This window comes from Symbiobacterium terraclitae (assembly GCF_017874315.1).
GTDB classification, from domain to species: domain Bacteria; phylum Bacillota; class Sulfobacillia; order Symbiobacteriales; family Symbiobacteriaceae; genus Symbiobacterium; species Symbiobacterium terraclitae.
In genome coordinates, this window is the sequence record NZ_JAGGLG010000024.1 from 48,306 (window position 1) to 63,237 (window position 14,932).

Genomic DNA, 14,932 nt, shown 5'->3' on the forward strand with positions numbered 1-14,932 from the left:
GTCACCAAGCAATCGGGCCACAAAGCGAACCTCGTCAGCGTCCTGAACCGTTGCTCGGAGAGTGACGCGACGGTCGGACGTCAGCCGGCGAGGACCTACACCACGACGGGGTGTACCGGATGCATCCTACGTGTCGGTGCCGGTCACCACGACGAATTGAGACACCTGTGGCTTGACGGCCTTGTCGGGCCTGAGAGCAGCCGCAGAGGACGGCGACGCCGCAAGGTCGTCTCTTGGAAGGCTTGGTCCTGACACTTCCTTGGCACCGTCGCCGTTCACGAACACAAACGTGAAGTAGCTGGTCGTCTCGACCAGGTCGTCGCGCAGAATCCGGCCGGAGTTGGTGTGTCCCAGCACCGCCGGCCCCTCCGCGCCCGAGGCCTCCATGGCCATCAGGAGCACGGCCACCGCCCCGGGCGAGTCCAGGTGGTCGTTGCCCATGCCCAGCAGCCGGTCCAGGTCGCCCGCCATGACTGCCGCCAGCGTCTCCTCGTCCCGGGCCTCGGCCTCGGCGCGCGTGAGGTAGTGGGAGAAGTCTACGGAGGCCACCAGGATCCGTCCGGGACCCAGTTGCTCCGCGAGGCCGTCCGCGAGCCGCTTGAGCTCCGGCAGCGTGAGGTTCCGGTGGAGGACCAGCGGCACGACGCGCGCCCCGGGCGCGTGGTACTTGATGTAGGGCATCAGGGTGCCCATCGAGTGCTCCCGCGCGAGCACCGCCTCGTCCACGGCGGCCAGGCCGGCGGCCACCAGGGCGTCCACCGCCGCGCGGTCGGCCTCCACGAGCCCGAAGTCGGTCTGCCAGGACCGCCGGCCGGTGATGACCGGTTGCCCGGCCGCGTCGTGGTTCGGCCCCACCAGGAAGATGACCTCAGGCGGCTCGGCCTCCAGCTGCAGGAAGAAGCCCGAGAGGAGCTCCGCCGCCAGGTCGTGGTGCGGCACGAGTCCCCCGGCCAGGGGGCCGGCGACCGTGGCCGCCGCCCCCCTGGCCGCCTCGAGGCCGCCGTAGAACAGCTTCGGATTGAAGAACACGTTGGGCTGAGCCGGTTCGGGCGCCGCCGGCAACCGTTCGTCCGGCTCGGGCGCGACCGGCGAAGGCCCGTCGTCCCCGGCCCCTGCCAGCCCGAGCGGGCCCCGGGCAGACCCGGGCGGCCCCCCTGCGAGCCCCAGCAGGCCGGTCGCAATCACCAGGACCAGCGCCGCCGCCAGCTGCCGCCGCCCTACCACTTGATGCTCACCGCCTCCGCCGGGCTCAGGGCGTAGACCAGGCCGCTCTTCTGGTGCTGCAGCACGGCCTCCTCGGCCCGGTACTCGCCGGCCGAGACCACCCGGGCGCGGTACCTGATGGGCCAGCCGTTTTTCTGGGCCCAGAACGTCACCCGCTGCCCATCCACCTGCAGGGCCCAGCTGTTGTACGTCGACCAGTCGACCCGCTGACCGTAGGCCCAGGGCCGCTCCAGATAGCGGAGCCCGGAGGGCAGCGTATCGGTCAGCTCGTAGCCCCCCTCCGGCGCATTGGCCGGCAGGGTGTAGGAGATCGTGACGGTGACGATGTCGCCCGGCTTCCATTTCTCGGGCGCCGGGGAGTAGCTGCGCACCACCCTGCCACCGGCCGCCGTCACGGTGGGCCGCCCCGCCGTCGTGTACGTGACCACCGCGGCCACGCTGCCCTGCACCTTCGTGATCTCCAGCGAAGCCAGTTCATCCGGCCGCAGGGCCAGCGCCAGCCGCTCGCCCGGCCTGAGCTCCTTCTCATGCGCCGCGCCGTTCAGGCGGTAGGCGATGCCCACCGGCTCTCCCTTCAGGGCATCCAGCCCGCTCTTCGCCGCCAGCAGCAGCTCCAGGTGCACCAGGCTCTCCTCGGGCTGGTGCTCCGCGAGGTAGCTGATCATCCGGGCAGCATCCGCCTCGCCCAGCTTGGCGGCGAGGACCGCGGCCAACGCGGTCATCTCCAGCTGCTCGTCCCGGTTCGCACCCGCGGTCAGCCGCAGGTCCCGGCCGATCTCCTCGCCGTGCACCGCCACGAAGCGCCGGTGGACCGGCCGCACCGCCTCCAGGTCGCCCAGCTCGGCGGCGGCCAGCATGCCGTAGAGCTGCTCCCACGGGGTCAGCTCCGGCTCGGCCAGCAACTCGTGGGCGGCCAGGAGCACCGGCTCGCCCAGGCCGGCCAGGCCGTAGAGTGCCATGGCCTTCCGCTCGCGGCTCTCCCCGCTGTCCTCCAGCACCCGCCGGAAGTACAGGGAGAGCGCGACCCGGTCGAACCGCTCCGGCGCCAGGTCGGCCGCCAGGGCCGAGAGCTTCAGGTCGCCGTCGCTGTACGGCAGGATGGCGATGGACCCGTCGGACGTCTGGTAGCGGAACGTCTCCAGTTCAGGCTCGGGCCAGGGGTCCTCCCAGCCGAAGTGCTCCTTGAGCAGCTCTGCGGCGACCGTGCGCGCCAGCTTCGCCTCGAAGCGGTTGCTCCAGAGCCAGCGGTTGCGGTGCAGCAGGTCCAGGTAGCGGCCCCGCTCCCAGTCGAGGAAGGTCACGTGGGTCAGCCCCTCGTCGGCTCCGGCCAACCTGACCCCGGGCTCCAGCAGCCGGAAGTCGACCCGGTTCACGACGAGATGGGTCTCGCGCGCCGCAAAGGTGCGCTCCAGTGCGTCCGACAGGCCGCCCGCCGCGGCGGTGACCCGCACGGAGTAGGTGCCGGCGGCCGGCAGCGGCTCCAACGGCACGGAGACGGGATCGAAGGGACGGCCGGCCAGTTCCAGGCGCTGCCGGTAGCCCGAGGGCCCCTCCACCTCGATCCGGTAGCTCACCCGTTCACCGGCTGTCAGCGCGGTGCCGTAGGCGCGCACCTGGAAGATGGGCCGCTCGCCCACCAGGAAGGTCTCGCCCATCACCAGGTCGGCGAAGAAGGGCAGCCTGACGGGGATGGCGATCGCGCCGTTCCCCGCCTCGACGGTCTCGGGGCGGAAGGCCTGGTAGGTCAGCCGCCAGCTGGTGAGGTTGTCGGGCACGCGGAAGGAGGCGGCGGCCCGGCCCGCGGCGTCGGTGGTCACGCTGGTGAAGAGGACGGCGTCCTTGAAGTCACGGCGCACACCGCCGCCCTCGCCGCCCTTCTCCGCCGCACCCGCGCCGGGGGGCGGCTCGTGTGAGCCGTAGGTCCGCAGAACGCCCGAGCGGACCCAATCGCCGTACAGGTCGCCCAGGATGTCGACATACTGCTCCCGCAGCGCGAAGAGCGCCTCGTCCACCAGGTTCAGGTTGACCACCGCCCCGGCGGCGGGCCGTCCCTGCGCATCCTGCACCGCCACCTGCACCCGCACCTCGTCGCCGGGGCGGTACTCGGCCTGGTCGGGCGTCACGGTCACCCGGAGGCGCCGCTCCTCCGGGTCGACCCAGATGGTCCGCTCCGCGGACAGGTAACCCCTGCCGTAAAAGGCGACGCCGTAAAGGGTGAGGTTGGGGAGGTCGGCGGCCTCCAGCGCCACGGTATGCGCGGGCGAGTCCTTCACGGTGTACCCCCGGATTCCCCTCCGGGCGGTGAAGAAGAGGAAGCCGTCGGGCCGGTCATCCAGCCTGATGTAACCCTTCTGAAACACGTACTCCACCGGCTCCCCAATCGACACCCGGTACTTCTCGGGGTCTGCGGCGACCAACTGCGGCCAGCCCCCGTAATCGGGGTACGAGAACCACTCGCCGGCGACCCAGGCGCTGCCGGTGAGCCACAGGCCGCGGGAGTCCTGCACCCGGTAGCGCACCTCGTACTGCTTCTCGCGGTCGATTGGGAACTGGAACACCGCGCGCCCGTCGGCATCGCTCTCCACGGTAGCCTTCCCGACCTGCCGGTGGGCGGGCTCGTACCGGTACTGCTTGCGCACGACCTTCTCAATGAAGTCGTAGGTCTCCCCGACCTCAATGCGGTTCCAGTTCTGCTCGACCAGCGTGAACTCCACCGGCCTGCCCGCTACCGGGGGACCCTGCTCGTCCCGCCCGGTGCCTGCGCCTGCCTGACCCAGCACCACCTGGTTCAGCTGCACCGTCACGGTGGCCCGGTCGCCGGTCCGGGTCGTCTCGGGCTGCGCCATCACGTCGCGCTGGAACAGCTGGACCGCCTGCTCTTCGACCACCTCGCCCACCTCGGGTTCGCCGCCGGTGACGTAGAGGTAGAGCGTGTCCCGCCACCCCCAGGTCTCGCCTGAGTGGGGCGGCGTGTAGGAGATGACGGCCTCGCCGTTGGCGTCGGTGGTCACACTGCCCTGGAGTCCATCCCAGCCGATGCGGTAGTTCAGCTTCATGCCGGGCACCGGCGTCCCCTCAAAGAAGGTGGCCCGCACCCGGAAATTGACCGTCTCACCGGAGAAGAGGGCCTCCCGGTCCGGGGTCACCTCGATCTGATAGGCCGGCTTGGCGTAGGTGGCCACCTCAAACCACCGGCTGGCGAAGTGCTCCTCGCCCACCAGGAGGCTCACCTGGTAGTGTCCGGGGGTCAGGTTGGGCAGCGGCAAGCTGCCGATGAAGCTGGAGCGCTCCACCGGGAGCGTGGCGCTCACCAGGGTGGCCGGCCGGCCGTCCCCCCGCCAGTAGTCGTTCCGGGTGATCTCCACCCGTACCGTCTCCACCGGCCGGGCCTCCGGCTCGCGGGGGTGGAGGATGCCCCAGACGTGGACCGTGTCCGCGGGCTTGTAGATGGTGCGGTCGAGGTAGAGGTAGCGCCAGTAGAGCTCCGCCTGCGACTCGTCCCGGCCGCTTCCGTACCGGTACCAGTAGTCGTGCGGCGCGGTGTGCACCACGGCCTCCTTCGACCCGGAACGGGCGATCCAGAACTGATGCGGCACCTCGCCGCCGGCGTTTCGGGCCTCCACCCAGGCCACCCCGTCGGCGTCGGCGGTGGCCGCCTGCTCCCCGTCGGTCCGGTAGAGCGCCGCGCCCGCGGCCGGGCGGCCCGTCGCCAGGTCGTTCAGCCAGACCAGGCTGCCCGTCGTGCTCTCGGCCACGTAGTAGGAGAGGTCGGTCACCTGGAAGCGCACCTGGCGGACCGCGTCACCCAGCCGGACCTCCGCGAGGTAGTACCCCGGCGGCACGGGCTCGGGCAGCACGAGGTAGCGCCAGCCGTCCAGCTCCACCGGCTTCAGGTCGAGCGTGGTGACGGGGGACAGCCCGTCGGTGGGCTCCCGGTGGCGCTGGCGCGCCAGGCTGCTCCACCCGGGAAGCGCGGCGGCCTCCTGCAGCGCAGCTGCGTAGCGCGCGGCGTCTGGGTACCGGTAGACCGCGACCGAGTAGGTGTCACCTGCGCCGGGGCCCCACATGCTGAAGTACGGGGTCGTGTCCGGGGCAAACTCCGCGGCCGCGTCGTGGAGGACGAACGACCGCGGCGACGTCTCGGCCGAGGGATCGGCCGTCTCGAAGGCGAAGGTGTGGGCTCCCAGCCGCCCCTCGCCCCGGGTGCGGCCCAGCCCCTCCCTGAGGGTGACGGTGTAGATGGTGCCCGGCTCCAGCGGCTCGGTGGGCACGAAGACCGCCGTCTTCCTGTGCCGCTCCCACCGGCCCTTCACCGGCGGGCTGATGCTGAAGAACTCGGACGGGTCGGCGTAGTCGTCGTGGGTGAAGGTGAACTCGATGCCGGTGTTCACGGGCACGCCCGTCGACTGGTGCGCCGGCAGGGTGCCCAGCAGCCGGAACTCGGCGCGCGTCTGGAAGGACCACTGGTAGTCCCGGTCGACCCCGGCCGCCTGCGCGAGGCGGAAGCGGTAGATCCGGTCGGGCTGCAGGGCGGCGGCGGGGGCAATGGTAAAGCGCGTCCCCTCCGCGTCGGTCTGCTCAACCCGCAGTTCCACTGCCGGCTCCACCGAGAGGGCGGCCCGCACCGTGGCCAGCGCGAGCGGGCGCCTGCTGGAGAGGATCAGCTCGCCCGCGGGGTCGAGCCCCGCCGGATCGAACACGGCCGGTTCCAGCGACACGTCGGCCTCGACGGCCGCCCCGGCCTCGGGCGGCGGGGGCGGAGGCGGTGAAGCGGTTTGCCTGCCCCAGGGGCGGATGACCATGACCGCGGTCAGAATCAGCGCAAGCGCGGCCACCAGCGCGATCGCGGTGCGTCTGGTGCGCATGCGGCATCACTCCCGGCATCAGGATTCCGCTAACTCACGCGTTCGACGATTCTGCCGGATGCGAAGTTTCGCCGTGGGCAACAGGGGGGGAACAGGCGGGCACGGGCCCAGCGGCTGTGGCATTCGGTTCGCTGCGCGCGTCGGGGGCGGGAGGCGCCTGCCGGCACCTCCCGCCCCCGCATCGCAGCCTATGCCGCCTCGGGCGGATCCATCGGACCCTTCCCTGCCTGGCCTGTCAACCGGCCCGGCGCCTCAGGGGTTCACCAGCCTGGCCCTTCCCCGTGCGGGTACGTCGCCGGCCGCAGTTCCGCCCGCATCAACCGCCTCGCAGCACCGCCTCCAGGGCCGCCACGAAGCGGGCGTTCTCCTCCGGCGTCCCCACCGTCACCCGCAGGTGGGTCGGCAGGCCGAAGGAGCCGCAGGGGCGCACCAGCACGCCGCGCCGCAGGAGCCGGTCGAACACCTCGGCCGCCGGCCGCCCCGCGTCGAACAGGACGAAGTTGGCCTCGCTGGCCACGTACGGCAGCCCCAGCCGCTCGAAGGCGGCGTAGAGATACGCCCTGCCCTCCCGGGTGAGGGCCTGGGTGCGCTGCAGGTGCTCCACGTCGTCCAGGGCCGCCAGCCCCGCCGCCACCGCGAGCCCGTTGACGCTGAAGGGATCCCGGGCGGTATAGAGCGGCGCCAGGACCTCCGGCCGCATGATCCCGTACCCGAGCCGGAGGCCGGCCATGCCGTAGATCTTGCTGAACGTCCGGGTGACCACCAGGTTGGGGTGGTCCAGCAGCAGCGAGCGGCTGTCAAACGGCGTCGTGTCGAACTCCCGGTAGGCCTCGTCCAGCACCACCAGGGTCGACGCCGGAATTCGCGCCATCGCCCGCCGCAGGTCCGCCTCGGGAAAGACCGCCCCGGTGGGGTTGTTGGGCCGGCAGAGGAAGAGCAGCCGTGCCCCATGCCGGGCCGCGGCCTCCGCCATCGCCGGCAGGTCCATGGTCCAGCCCGCCAGCGGCACCTCGACGACCTCCGCGCCCATCAGCTCGCCGACAAAGCGGTACGCCGAGAAGGAGGTCCCGGGCACCACGATCGGGTCGCCGGGCTCCAGGAAGACCTCGGCCAGCAGCCGGAAGACCTCGTCGGATCCGTTGCCCACCAGGAACCAGTCCGCCGGCAGGTCCCACAGGCGGCCCAGCCGCTCCCGGAGCGCCCGGGCGCTCCCCTCGGGGTAGGTGTGCGCCCTCGCCAGCGCCGCCCGGACCGCCTCCACCGCCCGGGGAGACGGCCCCAGCGGGTTCTCGTTCTGATTCAGCTTCACCAGGTCGGTGAGCCCCAGCTCCCGCTGCACGTCCTCCACGGGCTTGCCGGGAACGTAGGGCCTCATCGCCTGCACGGCGGCGCGCACACCCGCCACGGCCCTCACTCCTCCTTCTTCTCCCGCCGCTTCCCCCGCCGGCTGGCCAGCTGCTCCGCCACGTCCTGCGGGCCCAGGCCGTTGTCCACCAGGGCGACGAGGGTGTGGAACCAGACGTCTGCCACCTCGAAGGCCAGGTTCTCCCTGTCGCGGTTCTTCACGGCGAGGACCACCTCGGTGGCCTCCTCGCCGATCTTCTTGCAGTAGGCGTCGGGCCCCTTGCTGAAGAGCTTGCTGGTGTAGCTGGCGGGATCCGGGCGGGCCCGCCGGTCCAGCAGGACGGCGGTCACCTCCCGCAGGATCGTGCCGATGTCGTATGGCACCGTCTCGTCGGGCTGGATGGGCCAGAAGGCGGTGCCGATCATGGCGCGGGGAGAGCCGTCCACCCGCCGGGTGAAGCAGGAGTAGGTGCCCTCGTGACATGCCACCCCCTCCTGTTCCACGAGGAGCAGGAGCGAGTCGCCGTCGCAGTCGGTGCGCACCTCCCGGACCCGCTGGTAGTGGCCCGACGTGCCTCCCTTCTGCCACAGGCACTGCCGGCTCCGGGACCAGTACCAGGCGGTGCCGGTCTCGAGCGTGAGGTGCAGCGCTTCCTCGTTCATGTATGCCTGCATCAGCACCTGGCCGGTCCGCACGTCCTGCGCGATGGCCGGAATCAGCCCGTCCGGCCCCCACTTCAGCTTGACCGTCTCCATCATGATCGCACCAGCACCCCTCTCTCCCGGAGGAAGGCCTTCACCTCCCCCACCGTGTGCTCGCCGCTGTGGAAGATCGAGGCGGCCAGGGCGGCGTCGGCCCGGCCAGCGGTGAGAACTTCGGCGATGTCCGCCAGGCTCCCTGCCCCGCCGGATGCGATCACGGGGACCCCCACCGCGTCGGCCAGGGCCTGGTGGAGCGGGATGTCGTAGCCCTCGCGGGTGCCGTCGGCGTCCATGGACGTGACCAGCAGCTCGCCCGCGCCGCGCCGGGCGGCCTCCGCGGCCCAGGCCACCGCGTCGATGCCCGTGGGGGTCCGGCCGCCGTGCAGCCAGACCTCCCAGCCCCCCTCGGGCCGCCGCTTGCAGTCGATGGCCACCACCAGGGTGGAGGAGCCGAACTGGTCGGCGATCTCGTTGATGAGGTCAGGCCGGAGGACGGCCGCGGTGTTGACCGAGACCTTGTCCGCCCCGGCCCGCAGGTAGGCCTTCACGTGCTCCACCGTGCTGACACCCCCGCCGATGGTGAGCGGGATGAAGACCTGCTCCGCCGCGCGGCTCAGGAGGTCGAGGGTGGCCGCCCGCCCCTCGTAGGAGGCGTTGATGTCGAGGAAGACGATCTCGTCCGCCCCCTGCCGGTCGTACGCGGCGGCGAGCGCCACCGGGTCGCCGGCGTCCCAGGTGTTCAGGTGGAACTGGACGTTCTTGACCACCCGCCCGTCCCTGATGTCCAGGCAGGGGATGATGCGCTTCGCCAGGGGCACGCTGCCTTCGCCTCCTCCTCGCTCTTGCTGGAGCACGTCCTTAGCCGCCTCAGACCCCTCGGGCTGCCGCGCGCTGCGGCCACCGGGCGGTCCGATGCGACGCCACCACGGTCTACGGCGGCCTGCCGGCCTGCTGCCGGGCCGCCCGGGGCTACGGCTCCGGCGCAGCCTGCCGGCAGGCCGCGAGCGCTTCCTGCAGGTCGACGGCGCCCGTGTAGAGCGCTTTGCCGAGAATCGCCCCGACCAGGCCGGGGATCGCCATGAGCCGGCGGATGTCGTCCAGCGACGAGACCCCGCCGCTGGCGATGACGGCGAGCCCGGTCCGGCCCATGACCTCCAGTTCGGCGAAGTTGGGGCCCGTGAGCATCCCGTCGGTCGCGATGTCGGTGTAGAGGATGGTCCGCACCCCGGCGGCCCTCATCCGGGCCGCCAGGTCCACGGCCCGGACCTGCGTCACCTCCACCCAGCCCCGGGTGGCCACCAGGCCGTTCCGAGCGTCGATGGCCACGGCGATCCGGTCCGGGCCGAAGCGCTCCACCGCCCGGGCCGCCAGGTCGCCCTCCAGCGCCGAGGTGCCGATGATCGCCCGGGCGATCCCCAGCGCGAGCGCCGCCTCCACGGCCTCGAGGCTGCGCAGCCCGCCGCCCAGCTGAACCCGCACGCCGGGCACCGCAGGGTCAGCGGCCTGCTGCCCCGCCGCGCGGCGCGCAGCCTCCACAATGGCCCGCACGGCGGCGCCGTTCCGCGGACGGCCCTGCACGGCGCCGTCCAGGTCCACCACGTGGATCCAGCGGGCCCCGGCCGCCGCCCAGCGGGACGCCGCCCGCGCCGGGTCCGCATCGTAGACCGTGGCCTCGTCCATGCGGCCCTGCCGGAGCCGGACGACCTGGCCGCCCTTCAGATCGATCGCCGGGAAGAGCTCAAATCGCATACCATGCGCCCCCAGTTGGCCAGCATCGCAAGCCCCGCCCGGGAGGACTTCTCGGGGTGGAACTGGATGCCCAGCAGGTTATCGCGGCCCACGACCGATGCGAAGGTGCGGCCGTAGTCCGTCAACGCCAGTGTCGTGGGCAGCGGTTCCCCCTCCACGGCGTAGGTGTGGTCGAAGTAGGCCCAGAACGGCACCGGCAGCCCGGCGAAGAGCGGGTGGTCCACCTGCGGCGCCACCTGGTTCCAGCCGATTTGGGGGAGGCGCACCCCGTCGGGCAGCCGGGTCACCCGCCCCTCCAGGAGGCCCAGCCCCGGCTGCAGCCCGCCCTCCTCGCCGGCCTCGAACAGCAGCTGCATCCCCAGGCAGATGCCGAGGATCGGCCGGCCGGCCGCGGCCGCCTCCCGCACCGCCCGGTCGAGCCCGCGGCGGGCCAGGTTCCGCATGCCGGTGCCGAAGGCGCCCACGCCGGGGAGCACCAGGCCGTCCGCCCCGGCCACCGCTGCGGGGTCGTCGCTCAGTTCGGCGCTGTGGCCCACGGCCCGCAGGGCGTTCCGGACGCTGGCCAGGTTGCCCATGCCGTAGTCGACGATGACGATCCGGGCCATCACAGCAGGGCTCCCTTGGTCGAGGGGATCCCCTGGACCCGGGGATCCAGCGCCACGGCATCGGACAGGGCCCGGGCGAAGGCCTTGAAGAGCGCCTCGATCATGTGGTGGGTGTTCTGGCCGTAGTGCACCTTCAGGTGCAGGGTGATGCCGGCGTTGATGGACAGGGCCCGGAAGAACTCCAGCACCAGCTCGGTGTCGAACTCGCCCACCTTCTGGGCGGGAAAGGCGGCGTCGAAGTGCAGGTACGGGCGCCCGCTCACGTCGATGGCGGCGAAGGCGAGGGTCTCGTCGAAGGGGACGAAGGCCGAGCCGTAGCGCCAGATCCCGGCGCCGTCGCCGAGAGCCCGGCGCAGCGCCTGCCCCAGGGTGATTCCGGTGTCCTCCACCGTGTGGTGGGCGTCGATCTCCAGGTCGCCCCTTGCCCGCACGGTGAGGTCGAAGTGCCCGTGGCGGGCGATCTGGTGGAGCATGTGGTCGAAGAAGGGCACGCCGGTGGCGATCTCCGCCCGACCGGCGCCGTCCAGCCGCCAGGTGACGGCGATGTCGGTCTCACGGGTCCTCCGGGCCACCTGCCCGAGTCGCTCTGCCATGATCTCTGCCTCCTCGTATCGCCCTGGACGCCGCCTGCCGTGGCCGTCGGCGCCCGCCGCCACTGCAGCTACTTCCCGAGGCGGACCTGCATGGCGCCGGCGTGCGCCTGCAGGTCCTCGGTGAGGGCGAGCTGCACGGCGTGGGGCGCCTGAGCCCGGAACGCCGCCTCGCTGTAACAGGTCACGGCCGACCGCTTGATGAAGGTCTCCACGTTCACGGGCGAGGCGTAGCGGGCCGTACCCTCGGTGGGGATCACGTTGGACGGACCGGCGATGTAGTCGCCGATGGGTTCGGGGGTCCACGGGCCCATGAAGATGGACCCGGCGTGGCGCACCATGGGCAGGAAGGCCCACGGATCGGCCACGTTGACCTCCAGGTGCTCCGGTCCGACGGCGTTGACGATGTCGGCCGCCTCCCGGAGGCTGGAGACCAGGAGCGCAGCCCCCAGTTCGGCCACCGAGCGGCTGATCGTCCCGGCCCGGGGCAGGGCGGCGGTCTGCCGCTCCATCGCCTCGCCGATCCGGGCGACCCGGTCATGCCCTGCCGTGGTGACGAGGATGACCATGCCGTTGGGGTGCTCGGCCTGCGCCAGCAGGTCTGCGGCCAGCCACTCGGCGTCGACGGAGCCGTCGTCCACGGCCAGCACCTCGGTCGGGCCGGCCAGCATGTCAATGCCCACCGGGCCGAAGACCAGCTTCTTGGCGAGGGTGACGTAGTAGTTGCCGGGGCCGGCGATCATGTCGACCCTCGGGACGGTCGCAGTGCCGTAGGCCATCGCCCCGATGGCCTGGGCGCCGCCGACCTTGTAGACCGCCTTCACCCCGCAGGCCCGGGCGGCCGCCAGCATGTGCGGGTCGATACGCCCCTCCCGGTCCGGCGGCGTGCAGACGATCACCTCGCGCACGCCGGCCACCACAGCGGGGATGGCGGTCATCAGCAGGCAGGAGAAGAGCGGCGCGGAGCCCCCGGGCACGTAGATGCCCGCCCGGTCGACGGGCCGCACCTGCTGCCCCAGGATCGTGCCGTCCGGCCGGGTCATGAACCAGGAGTTGGGCACCTGGGGCCGGTGGAAGGCGGCGATGTTGTCGACCGCCACCTGCAGCGCGGCCCGGAACGCCTCGGTCACCTGCGCCTCGGCCGCCGCGAACTCTGCCTCGGTCACCATGAGGCCGGCCTCCCGCAGGTCGGCCCCGTCGAACCGCCGGGTCAGGTCATAGAGGGCGTCGTCGCCCTCCGACCGCACCCGCTCCAGGATGGCGCGCACCTGCGCCTCGATCTCGGGGTAAAACTGGCTCCTGCGCTGATCCAGGAACTGCAGGAACGCCTGCGGGTCCCACTGCTTCAACAATGCTCTGCGCCTCCTCGCCCTCTGCGACCACAGGCGGGCTTTACATAGAATAGAACGACTCCCGAAAGGAGGTCGGTCACCATCAACCAGCCGAACGATTTCCAGCCAACGGCAGGCCTGCCGCCCACCGGCGGGCCGACGTCCAGGGTTCCGCCGTCCGCCAGCTCACCTGCCGACGCTCCGCAGCCAACCGGTCCCCTCACCGGGGAGCAGGCGCTCCACCTGCTCGCGCTGATGGGCCACCTGGCGCAGAAGGCGCAGCGGGCCTCCGTCCCGGGCGCCGCCGCGTCCGGCGGCCAAGGCGCGCCGTCGGAGGCGGACGGGCCGGCGTACCGGAGCTACACCTCGGGGCCCCACCGGGCGGGAGGCACGGCCCCCGTCCCGCTGGTGGCGGGCGTCCCGCTGCCGGTGCTGCCGGCCGGCGTCGTCGACCGCAACTACTGGTTCCCGGACAGGTCCCGCAGCCCGATCCGCCCCCTCAGGCTCTGGACGATCGGGCCGATCCGCTCCGCCTGGAGCCTGTAGGCCGCCCGGTTGGCGATGAGCCGCATGGAGGAGGTCCATAGCTCCTCCACCACCACCAGGTTGTTCTCGCGCAGGGTGCGGCCGGTCTCGACGATGTCGACGATGAGGTCGGCCAGCCCCACCTTCGGGGCCACCTCGATGGAGCCGTGCAGGAAGATGGTCTCCACCTGGATGCCCCGGCTGTTGAAGTACGCCTCCGTCATGCGGGGGTACTTGGTCGCCACGCGCTGGGTGGAGCGCCCGCTCAGCAGGGCCTTGGCGTCGACCCCCGCCGGGGCCGCCAGCACGAAGCGGCACTGGCTGTAGCCCAGGTCCAGCAGCTCGTAGACCTGCGGCTCGGCCTCCATCAGCACGTTCTTGCCCACGATCCCCAGGTCGGCGGCCCCGTACTCTACATAGGTGGGCACGTCCGAGTCCCGGGCGATGATGAAGCGCGTGCCCTGCGCCGGGCACTCGATGTACAGGCTGCGCCCCTCGTCTTCCTCCAGTTCGGGCCCCGCCAGGCCGGCCTCACGCAGGAAGCGGACCGTGGCCGCGTAGGGGCGGCCCTTGGGCAGGGCGATGGTCAGCGGCGACATGTATCCAGGCTCCCTTCTGGCTAGTGGATCGACGGCACCTCGGGGCTGAGCACCCGCGCGGCGCCCCGGGCCCGGGCGTAGGTGGCCAGCTCCTCCCCCGTCCGTCCCAGCAGATCCACCTCCACGGCGAGCCCCTGGGCCCTGAGGCGGGCCGCCCAGGCGATGGCGTCGGCCTCGCGGCCCGGCGGGCAGGCGATGACGGCGTCGAGGCCCGGCAGTGCAGCAGTGCACCCCTGCTGCTCCTGGGCCATCAGCAGCCGGTCCACCTCCAGGGCGCACCCCGTCGCGGCCAGGGGCGTGCCGAACTCGCTGAGCAGGTTGTCGTACCGGCCCCCGCCCATGACCGGGGCGCCGATGCCCGGCAGGTATCCCTCGAAGACGACACCGGTGTAGTAGCCCAGCGAGCGGACCAGCCCCAGGTCGAGGCTCACCCGGTCTGCCACGCCGAGGGCCTCGAGCAGCTCGAGGACCCGTGCCAGGTGCGCCAGGGCTCCGGCCACCTCGGCGCCCGCGCCCTGAAACCGCTCCTGCGCCTGGGCGAGGGTGCCGTGGAAGTGGACCAGCCCCAGGAGCAGCTCCGCCCGGTCGCCGACGAGGCCGGCCCGGGCGACGCCGTTCTCGAAGGCCACCAGGTCCCGGCAGACCATCGCCTCCTTAAGCTCCGCGGCCGTCCCGGGGGCCACGCCGACCGCGCGGAAGAGGCCCTCCACGATGCCCACGTGGCCGAGGCCAATGCGGAAACCCTCCAGCCCCGCGGCCTTCACCGCGGCGCAGGCCAGGGCGATCACCTCCGCGTCCGCCGCCTCGCCGGGCGCGCCCACCAGCTCCACCCCGGCCTGCCAGATCTCGCTGGCGGCGCCTGCCCGCAGGTCCCGGTGGCGGAAGACGGGGGCGAAGTAGGCGAGCCTGAGGGGCAGGCTCTCGCCGTTGAGGCGCGTCGCCGCCAGGCGGGCGATGGGGGTGGTCATGTCCGGCCGCAGGGCGAGCGTGCGCCCCTTCCGGTCGAACAGCTGGTAGAGATCCTCCGGGCGCCCCCAGTTCCCCGCGCCCGCCGCAACGGCCTCCAGGTACTCGATGACCGGGGTGGCCACCTCACGGTAACCCCAGGTGCGGAAGACGCCATCGAGTTGGTCCGACAGCCGGCGCATCCGGGCCGCCTCGCCGGGAAGGCGGTCTCGGACCCCCTCGGGCACCTGCGTGCGGGTGACGGGCATGCTCACGGCGATCCCCTCCGCGCTTTAGTTGGCTAATGTGGTAACAAACTAAAAAGAGGTTACCATAAATGGACACGCCGGTCAAGGGGAATCGAGTAGACCGTAGGGTCGCCCTACGGCCTCTCACAACACCGGACATGCGGGTCACGCATCCGGCGTTTCGTCAAGCACTCCGAGTCGATTC

General features: G+C 72.0%; 11 protein-coding genes. All 11 read right to left on the minus strand.

The annotated features are described in order from the left end of the window. Nucleotides 1-126: 126 nt before the first annotated feature. Nucleotides 127-1,224 carry an AmmeMemoRadiSam system protein B gene (gene amrB / locus J2Z79_RS13115; protein ID WP_209467342.1) on the minus strand — a complete coding sequence of 366 codons (1,098 nt, stop codon included), beginning with the start codon at nucleotides 1,222-1,224 and terminating at the stop codon, nucleotides 127-129. Next, the gene (locus J2Z79_RS13120; protein WP_209467343.1) at nucleotides 1,218-6,089 is read right to left on the minus strand and encodes an Ig-like domain-containing protein; all 4,872 of its coding nucleotides are present in this window, start codon (nucleotides 6,087-6,089) and stop codon (nucleotides 1,218-1,220) included. The genes amrB and J2Z79_RS13120 overlap by 7 nt, the downstream gene beginning before the upstream one ends. A 316-nt stretch (nucleotides 6,090-6,405) precedes the next feature. Beyond that, nucleotides 6,406-7,494, minus strand: coding sequence for a histidinol-phosphate transaminase (gene hisC / locus J2Z79_RS13125; RefSeq protein ID WP_209467344.1), 1,089 nt, complete (start codon nucleotides 7,492-7,494; stop codon nucleotides 6,406-6,408). Between the two features lie 5 nt (nucleotides 7,495-7,499). Continuing rightward, nucleotides 7,500-8,192: a bifunctional phosphoribosyl-AMP cyclohydrolase/phosphoribosyl-ATP diphosphatase HisIE gene (gene hisIE, locus J2Z79_RS13130; protein ID WP_245302731.1), complete on the minus strand. Its 693-nt coding sequence runs from the start codon at nucleotides 8,190-8,192 to the stop codon at nucleotides 7,500-7,502. Then, entirely contained in the window at nucleotides 8,189-8,953 is a 765-nt protein-coding gene (hisF, locus tag J2Z79_RS13135) for an imidazole glycerol phosphate synthase subunit HisF (RefSeq protein WP_209467345.1), read from the minus strand. Before hisF ends, hisIE begins: the two co-directional genes overlap by 4 nt. Before the next feature lie 151 nt (nucleotides 8,954-9,104). Further along, nucleotides 9,105-9,884 carry a 1-(5-phosphoribosyl)-5-[(5-phosphoribosylamino)methylideneamino] imidazole-4-carboxamide isomerase gene (locus J2Z79_RS13140; RefSeq protein ID WP_209467346.1) on the minus strand — a complete coding sequence of 260 codons (780 nt, stop codon included), beginning with the start codon at nucleotides 9,882-9,884 and terminating at the stop codon, nucleotides 9,105-9,107. After that, a complete protein-coding gene (hisH, locus tag J2Z79_RS13145) occupies nucleotides 9,851-10,489 on the minus strand; it encodes an imidazole glycerol phosphate synthase subunit HisH (protein ID WP_209467347.1) in 639 nt (212 codons plus the stop codon). The genes J2Z79_RS13140 and hisH overlap by 34 nt, the downstream gene beginning before the upstream one ends. Continuing rightward, nucleotides 10,489-11,082, minus strand: a complete 594-nt coding sequence (gene hisB, locus J2Z79_RS13150; protein WP_209467348.1) for an imidazoleglycerol-phosphate dehydratase HisB — start codon at nucleotides 11,080-11,082, stop codon at nucleotides 10,489-10,491. The genes hisH and hisB overlap by 1 nt, the downstream gene beginning before the upstream one ends. Nucleotides 11,083-11,150: 68 nt before the next feature. After that, entirely contained in the window at nucleotides 11,151-12,431 is a 1,281-nt protein-coding gene (gene hisD / locus J2Z79_RS13155; protein ID WP_209467349.1) for a histidinol dehydrogenase, read from the minus strand. A gap of 437 nt (nucleotides 12,432-12,868) precedes the next feature. Continuing rightward, entirely contained in the window at nucleotides 12,869-13,534 is a 666-nt protein-coding gene (gene hisG, locus J2Z79_RS13160) for an ATP phosphoribosyltransferase (RefSeq protein ID WP_209467350.1), read from the minus strand. A 20-nt stretch (nucleotides 13,535-13,554) separates the two neighbouring features. Then, nucleotides 13,555-14,748, minus strand: coding sequence for an ATP phosphoribosyltransferase regulatory subunit (gene hisZ / locus J2Z79_RS13165; RefSeq protein WP_245302741.1), 1,194 nt, complete (start codon nucleotides 14,746-14,748; stop codon nucleotides 13,555-13,557). Nucleotides 14,749-14,932 lie beyond the last annotated feature (184 nt).